Source organism: Rufibacter roseus (assembly GCF_001647285.1).
GTDB lineage: Bacteria > Bacteroidota > Bacteroidia > Cytophagales > Hymenobacteraceae > Nibribacter > Nibribacter roseus.
Genome location: NZ_LRML01000021.1, coordinates 45940 through 53545 on the forward strand (window position 1 = coordinate 45940; position 7606 = coordinate 53545).

The 7606-nt window shown below is 42.5% G+C and carries 8 protein-coding genes and 1 tRNA gene; 5 read left to right on the plus strand and 4 right to left on the minus strand.

The window, feature by feature from the left end; translation table 11 throughout:
* Nucleotides 1-81 precede the first annotated feature (81 nt).
* The gene (locus A8O23_RS20015) at nucleotides 82-420 is read right to left on the minus strand and encodes a low molecular weight protein tyrosine phosphatase family protein (protein ID WP_066625519.1); all 339 of its coding nucleotides are present in this window, start codon (nucleotides 418-420) and stop codon (nucleotides 82-84) included.
* 218 nt (nucleotides 421-638) lie between these two features.
* Here A8O23_RS20015 and treF point away from each other — a divergent pair, with 218 nt between their 5' ends.
* The 3 genes from treF to A8O23_RS21940 all read left to right on the plus strand — a co-directional run bounded on the left by treF (nucleotide 639) and on the right by A8O23_RS21940 (nucleotide 3829).
* Complete coding sequence (gene treF, locus A8O23_RS20020) at nucleotides 639-2198, plus strand: alpha,alpha-trehalase TreF (protein WP_317039558.1); 1560 nt, start codon at nucleotides 639-641, stop codon at nucleotides 2196-2198.
* A 303-nt stretch (nucleotides 2199-2501) separates the two neighbouring features.
* A complete protein-coding gene (locus A8O23_RS20025; protein WP_161486774.1) occupies nucleotides 2502-2909 on the plus strand; it encodes a response regulator in 408 nt (135 codons plus the stop codon).
* Between the two features lie 302 nt (nucleotides 2910-3211).
* Nucleotides 3212-3829: a YqaE/Pmp3 family membrane protein gene (locus A8O23_RS21940; protein WP_239693462.1), complete on the plus strand. Its 618-nt coding sequence runs from the start codon at nucleotides 3212-3214 to the stop codon at nucleotides 3827-3829.
* A gap of 145 nt (nucleotides 3830-3974) precedes the next feature.
* On the opposite strand, the gene A8O23_RS20035 is transcribed toward A8O23_RS21940, so the two are convergent.
* Both A8O23_RS20035 and A8O23_RS20040 read right to left on the minus strand, forming a co-directional pair.
* Nucleotides 3975-4226 carry a hypothetical protein gene (locus tag A8O23_RS20035; RefSeq protein ID WP_066625526.1) on the minus strand — a complete coding sequence of 84 codons (252 nt, stop codon included), beginning with the start codon at nucleotides 4224-4226 and terminating at the stop codon, nucleotides 3975-3977.
* 280 nt (nucleotides 4227-4506) lie between these two features.
* Nucleotides 4507-4578 (minus strand) — tRNA-Arg (locus tag A8O23_RS20040).
* Between the two features lie 178 nt (nucleotides 4579-4756).
* Here A8O23_RS20040 and A8O23_RS20045 point away from each other — a divergent pair.
* Together A8O23_RS20045 and A8O23_RS20050 are read left to right on the plus strand one after the other, a co-directional pair.
* Complete coding sequence (locus A8O23_RS20045; protein WP_066625529.1) at nucleotides 4757-5176, plus strand: organic hydroperoxide resistance protein; 420 nt, start codon at nucleotides 4757-4759, stop codon at nucleotides 5174-5176.
* 227 nt (nucleotides 5177-5403) lie between these two features.
* Nucleotides 5404-6228 carry a hypothetical protein gene (locus A8O23_RS20050; RefSeq protein WP_153042301.1) on the plus strand — a complete coding sequence of 275 codons (825 nt, stop codon included), beginning with the start codon at nucleotides 5404-5406 and terminating at the stop codon, nucleotides 6226-6228.
* A 98-nt stretch (nucleotides 6229-6326) separates the two neighbouring features.
* Here A8O23_RS20050 and sucC read toward each other — a convergent pair whose 3' ends face one another.
* Nucleotides 6327-7526 (minus strand): ADP-forming succinate--CoA ligase subunit beta, encoded by a 1200-nt coding sequence (gene sucC, locus A8O23_RS20055; RefSeq protein ID WP_066625541.1) that lies wholly within the window; start codon nucleotides 7524-7526, stop codon nucleotides 6327-6329.
* Nucleotides 7527-7606 lie beyond the last annotated feature (80 nt).

Below are 7606 nucleotides of genomic sequence, written 5' to 3' on the forward strand. Positions count from 1 at the left end.
CTTCATTGTAAAGTTAAGGCATCACCTTGCCTGTCCAACAGCAGGCTTTCTTTCTATATTCCCTGCACATCATCTTCTGAATCACACCTCTATACCGTGCGCTGCTAATTTCTGCTGCAAGATAGAGATTAAAGCAGGGTCGTTACGTTTGTACTTATCTGGAATATTCAGGACTATTACTCTTTTAATTTGGATTGTGGCAAGAAATTTTTGATATAGCAGTTCCTTGTGCTTCTTTTCCATCACAAGTACTACATGAGCCCAGTGCAAAACTTTTTCTGTAACTTTAATACGTGCTTTAGAACTAGTGCCCGCTGATCTAGCCTTAAAATAGGAATGGTTAGAAAACAAGTCTTCGGCAGTAGGGCTGCGCCACTGGTTTTTGCTACAGATAAATAATAGGTTTTGCTCAGTATTCATTTGGAAAAGAATGGAACAAGATAAGTAGTTTGACCGGGATTGGTGCAACAAGAAGCAATATCTAATACAATGGTGCTGTAAACCTAGCCCAAGTATTCTGAGATTGATCTTTTAGCTGTATAGATAGCTAGTGAGTGGTTGGATTCGTACAATAGTATTAAATCAAAGCATTAACTATGAGACAGCCCACGTCAGCTTTTCTCAACAGTTTATCATCTGTGAGAATATATTTTCTGTTGCTTTGGATGTCTTACCTCTGCCTCGTGCCGGGGGTACAGGCGCAGTACAAACCTCACCAAGACCTGGGGGAACTGTTCCATGCGGTTCAAATGCTACCGGTCTTTCCAGACTCTAAGACTTTTACCGACTGTGTGCCTAAATCATCGCCTGCCCAAATTGTGCAGGAATACGAGAAGCAAAAAAATAAACCCGGCTTTGATTTGAAGGAGTTTGTGATGGCTAATTTCTCCTTGCCTCCTGAACCAGCTACCAACTTTAAGTCTGACCTTGGAAGGCCGGTAACGGAGCATATAAAAGAGCTGTGGCCAGTGCTTACCCGCCAACCTACAACCCAGGAGGGATCTCTTTTACCCCTGCCAAACCCATACGTTGTACCCGGAGGAAGATTCAGAGAGATTTATTACTGGGACAGTTATTTTACCATGCTGGGCCTGCAGCAAAGTGGAGAAACGGAGCTGATTCAGCACATGGTGGACAACTTCACGCACCTTATTCAAACGGTAGGGCATATACCTAACGGCAACCGGAGCTACTATATCAGCCGATCACAACCTCCGTTCTACGCCCTCATGCTGCGGATTTTGGCCAAGGAAAAGGGAACAGAGGTTCTCAAAAAGTACCGGCAGCCTTTACAGAAAGAATATGACTTCTGGATGGATGGCGCCAGCACGGTTTCTAATGCCCAGCCCACCCACCGCAGGGTAGTTTTATTGCCTGATAAAAGCATTTTAAACCGTTACTGGGATGATGAACCTGCCCCCAGACCAGAAGCTTATAAAGAAGATGTAGAGGTGGCTCATTTATCAGGAAGAAACCATGAGCGAGTGTACCGTGACATAAGAGCGGCCGCCGAATCTGGTTGGGATTTCAGTAGCCGCTGGTTCGCTGACGAAAAGACCCTCCAGACTATTAGAACCACTCAGCTTATTCCGGTAGATTTGAACGCGTTGCTTTACCACATGGAGCTTACATTGGCAGAGATGGCTAAGTTAGAAGGAAAAGCCAGCGAAGCCAAAACCTATGAGCAAAAAGCAAAAGCGAGGCGAAAAGCTATTCTTAAATATTGCTGGAACAGTTCAAACGAGTTTTTCTATGATTATGACTTCGTAAAGCAAACAACTACTGACATACCTACACTAGCCGCCGTTACACCTTTGTTTTTTTGCATAGCCACCAATTCACAGGCTAAATATGTAGCGCAGAAAATAGAAAGCTATTTTCTGAGGGTTGGGGGACTGCCTGCTACTCTGAATGAAACAGGGCAGCAGTGGGATGCTCCGAACGGATGGGCTCCTCTGCAGTGGATGACTATACAGGGCCTGAAAGCGTACGGCCATAAAGATCTAGCCCAAACCATTGGCATAAACTGGATAAATCAGAACATAGCCGTTTACCAGCGTACAGGAAAACTGACAGAGAAATATAATGTTGAAAAAACTGGTGCCGAAGGAGGCGGAGGAGAATATCCCAACCAGGATGGCTTTGGTTGGACGAATGGAGTGTTGCTGAAACTGCTGTCTCAGACCGAAGGCTTTTAATGCTGTTTTAAGAAAAGCAGACCATAAACACCCTTTACAGTTTTACCTTTCAAAACATATGCACAGCATAAGCTTTACTGCCATGTTTAGGGCTTTATCAAAACAGATTTTCTGTTGTTATAAGTTAGGTGGCTCACCTCTTTTGTAACTAATTTACCTTTAAAAGTTTAAAGCCCCTGTAGTTTCATACATTAAGACTTTCGTATTATTTCTGACTTAATTAATATTTTCAAAAAGTAGGTTATTTAAAAATCTTCACCGAAATTTGTAGTATAGGGTTTAAACAAGAAAAAATTGTCTGCTTTGAAAGTTAAAAGAGTTCTGCTGATTGAAGACGATGAGATCACCACTTTTCTCAACCAGACAATAATTAGTAGCACAGGTGTATCTGAAGATCTGGTCTCTGCCGCAAACGGGCAGGAGGGTTTAGAATACCTGTTAAGCCTGCCAGCAGTTGATGAGTTCCCAAACCTCATCCTCATGGACTTGAACATGCCGGTTTTAAACGGCTTCGGATTTCTGGAGGAGTATCAGAAGTTAGAGTTCAGTAAAAGCGCTTCTACCAAAATAGTAGTTTTGTCTACTTCTACCCATGATAACGACCTGCGCCAAATCAAAGAGCTGGGAGTAACCACATTCCTGGAAAAACCCTTGACCACTGATGCCTTTCTGGAGGTTGTAAAGAATCTGAGTGCAGCTAATCCTTCCTAAGCAATTCCATTTACTGTTTTCTGTGAATTGCCTAAGCAGTGCTACAATGGTATAGATGTAGCATCGGTATTTAGGGATTTCAGGCACCTATTACTGTAAAAGCTCTTAAGCAAACAGCTAATTTATTTCTTTTTGAAGTAAAAGGGCTCATTCTGCTGTACAAATTAATTTCAATAGTATTCTGGATTTAGTAACAAAAAGTTGAGTAAAGAGGTAAGATAGTTCAGGTAAACTTGTTGAGGGAATAGTAGAGGAAGGCGTTTACCTGCTTTTTAAAGTTCATTTACCAAACCTTTCTTACTATGAAAATCAAAAGCTTACTCAAAGTAATGTCCATTGCTCTTGCCGGGCAGTTCCTTTTCTCCTGTAACACGGCAGAGTATTACCGCTTTGCCCCTGTTAGCTCTAACTCATCTTACAACAAAGCAAAAGTAAAACCAGCTGAAGAGGCCAAAGAAGCTCAGGTGGTAGTGGCGGAAGATATGTTGGCCTCTACTTCTCCAGATACTGATGCCGCACCTGCGGACCTTGAGGCTAATGCCAGTTCTCCGGCCCCAGTGCTTTTTGAGAAAGAGGTACTTAAAAAGAAGAACATAGCTAAAGTTGAAAAACAGCCAAACGCTCCAGAAAGCAATGCAACTATAAATGAGGCTGCGGCTTTGTCAGAGGCTAAGGAACGATTGGCCAGCATGAGCAAAGCGGAGAAAAAAGCTTTTAAAAAGGAAGTGAAGAAAGCCCTTCGTGAGAGCCAGGCTACAAGCAACGTATTATTGATAATACTGGCAATTCTGCTTCCGCCGCTGGCAGTAGGCTTATATGAAGGAATTACCAATCGCTTCTGGATTAGTTTAATACTCACCATATTAGGTGTCTTGCCAGGCGTGATTTATTCGCTACTGGTTGTAACAGGAACCATCTAAAAAGGTAACTCTCATAAAAAAAGGTCTCTTACATGAATTGTAAGAGACTTTTTTATGCCTCCTGGTTGTGCTAGGTATATAGAGGGTTTCATCTCATAGCTGAATAAGGCTCTAAAGCCACAGTTCAGCCAAGGGGTAAAGGTTTTTAACTTAAAAGCAGCACTTTGTTGTTCCGGTAAATGTCAATGCCAACTCTGGCAAGCCGCTTGATACTTACTCTCACTTCATACTTAACCATCTCGCCATTCTCCTCCCGCTCAAAGGCATGGTTCTCGCCAAGTAATGATTTTTTCTCTGAGACAATCTCTCCATTGTACTTTATGGTTTCAAGACCGCTGAGGGAATTGTCAACTTCTATTTTAACGGAATCTGAAAGGTTGAGAGTTAGTACATTCATGTCTTTAGAGCAAGTATAGATTTCTAATGAGGGCTATGTCTAATTAAAAGTAGTTTTTTCTCCTACAGTTGCTTTCTCCATTAGTCAGGAAAGCCACTAATAGTTTACAAGATAATGTAAAATTTTAAACTAAGATGTACTCTTTCCCTCTGTTACCAGTGTTCTAAGAAATAGATTTGATGACTGGTTTATATTGTAGATCTGATGGAGGGGAAAATGGAAACGGCAACAAACCTGAAGAAAGATATTAACCTTCAGATTTGTTGCCGCTAACGCTGTGTGGCCACGCCTGGAATCGAACCAGGATCGAGAGCTTCGGAAACTCCAATACTATCCGTTGTACTACGTGGCCGGTATTGCAGGGGCAAAAGTAGGAAATGGCAGCATAGAAAGAAAGCCCAGAATGCGTTTTTTGCTTGTTTTAAGAAAAATAGAGCTAAAACAGAGAACAGGGAAGAAGTAACCTAACATTTCACAATAAAATCGGTTTAATAATACTAGAACAGTAACAAATCAATTAAGAACCTACTATGAAACGACTGTACACCGCGGAAGTAACCGCTACCGGAGGCCGTAACGGCCAAGTAAAATCATCTGATGGCATTATAGACATGCCGGTTCGTCTGCCTGAAGGACTTGGCGGAAAAGGCGGAGCCACAAACCCAGAGCAATTGTTTGCCGCCGGCTACGCCGCCTGTTTTCAAAGTGCGCTGATGCTTGTTGCCGGAAAACAGCAAGTTAAATTAGATGAGAATTCAACGGTTACAGCCCATGTTAGTCTTGACCAAATGGATAACGGAGGCTACGGGCTTGCGGTACAGCTAGACGTGAAAGTAGACGGAGTAGAAAAGTCAAAAGCACAGGAACTCGTAGAACAGGCACACGAAGTTTGCCCTTACTCCGTAGGTACCCGCGGAAACATTGAGGTAAAACTGAATGTGGTAGATTAATATATAGTGACCCTGAATTTGATGCATTGTAGAAAAGCCTTTCCAATTTGGAAAGGCTTTTCTGTTTTAGTTAGATTTCAATTCAAACCATAATTTAAATTTTTAATCTTTATTTATAGTAATTTTGTACTTGTAGTGAATTAATTATTAGAAGATTAAGTGTAGCAATCTGAGATAATTGGAACAAAAGTATGAGGATGATTTTGTTATTTATAGGCCTGTTTAGTTTGACAAACACGGCCGTATCTCAGGTGCTTGAGAAAGAGTTTGAACATGACCTTAAAGGGCCAGTAAAGGAGCTGAGATTAATAGAATTTAAGCATGTAGATGAAATTGATTGGATCTTAAGGGAAGACACAACAGTAATTCGTGTATCAGAGATCAGAAAGTTTGATACAGCTAGGAGATTAATCGAAGTCTACTTACCAATTGACACAACAACGGATTGGTGTGGTTGCAATGTCAATCGGAAAACCCTTACCTATACGCCAGAGGGGTTATTGAATAGTGTCTCCTCCTTTACAAAAGACACTGTACTGGAAAGACATTACGTGTTTGAACGAGACCAACTAGGTAAGATTTTACGACAAAAAATCTTACATAAAACAAAAGAGGATACACATCCTAGTTACTACATCTATAAATACGAAGGCAAAAAAATAGTAGAAATAAAAGAAGGTAATGAAAGGGCGCCTACCATTTTGTCCTATACTTATAATTCCAAGGGAAAATTGATCAAAGAAATTTATAAAACCTACTTAGTCAAAATTTATGAATACAAGTACGATGACAAGGGAAGATTGATTGCAAAATATGACGTGCGATATGACCTAGGTAAAATCCTTTTAGCCGAATATTCTTATAACGAGAATGGAGATGTGAAAGAACAAAGTGGAAAACAGGAGCGGCCAACATTAAGAGGAGGTAATTTTTTTGATTATAAAGTGACCATTACCTACAAGTATGATAAACACGGAAACTGGACTACTCAAATATTTGCATATTCTGATGGAACCAGTAGCATAAGTAAACGGGAGATTGATTACTATTAAACTTTAGGTTTTCCGCCTTCTTTCGCCAAAACAGACTAAAAACAAGAAAGCCTCTCCTAAAGCAGGAGAGGCTTTCTTTATAGGTCAAGCGGATGTGCTTAGGCAACTTCGGCTAATACGTCTTTTACTTTTTGAGCGGCTTCTTTCAGAGCTACGGCTGAGTAAACCTTCAGGCCAGACTCATCAATAATGCGGGCACCTTCTTCAGCGTTGGTACCTTGCAGGCGAACAATGATTGGCACTCTAATGTCACCAATGTTTTTGTAGGCTTCCACTACACCATTTGCAACACGGTCGCAACGCACGATACCTCCGAAGATGTTGATTAGGATGGCTTTTACGTTAGGGTCCTGCAGAATCAGGCGGAAACCAGCTTCTACAGTCTGTGCGTTGGCTCCACCTCCTACGTCCAGGAAGTTGGCAGGCTCACCACCTGAAAGCTTGATGATGTCCATGGTAGCCATGGCCAAACCGGCACCGTTTACCATACAGCCTACGTTACCGTCAAGCTTTACATAGTTCAGATTGCTCTTGCTGGCTTCTACTTCCAACGGATCTTCTTCCAACACATCGCGCAGGTCGGCCAGGTCTTTGTGGCGGAACAGAGCGTTGTCGTCTAAATCTACTTTGCCGTCTACGGCCAAGATTTTATTGTCTGAGGTCTTCAACACGGGGTTGATCTCAAACATAGAAGCATCGGTGTCAACGTAAGCTTTATACAGGTTGGTCACGAACTTCACCATCTCTTTGAAAGCTTCGCCCTCTAAACCGAAAGCGAACGCAATTTTACGAGCCTGGAAGCCCTGCAGACCAACAGCTGGGTCAATCCACTCTTTGAAGATTTTGTCCGGAGTGTGCTCCGCTACTTCCTCAATGTCCATACCGCCCTCGGTAGAAGCCATGATAACGTTCATTGCTTTGGCGCGGTCTAGCAAGATAGACAGGTAATATTCTTTTGGCTCAGAGTCGCCCGGATAGTAAACATCCTGCGCTACCAGCACTTTGTGTACTTTTTTGCCTTCTGGGCCCGTTTGGTGCGTTACCAGCTGCATGCCAATGATCTGGCCGGCAATTTCTTTCACCTGCTCCAGGTTTTTGGCCAATTTCACCCCGCCGCCTTTACCGCGACCGCCCGCATGAATTTGGGCTTTAATAACGTGCCAGCCAGTGCCGGTTTCCTCGGTTAAACGCTTTGCCGCTTCTACCGCCTCTTCAGGGGTTTCTGCTACAATGCCTTCCTGAATTCTAACGCCGTAGCGTTTCAGAATGTCTTTCGCCTGGTACTCGTGTATATTCATGAGGTTAGGTTGATGTTTTTAGGTGCACGAAAGTAAGGCATTCAAGGTTCTTCAAACGCGCGCGCTTGAATCGAATGAAC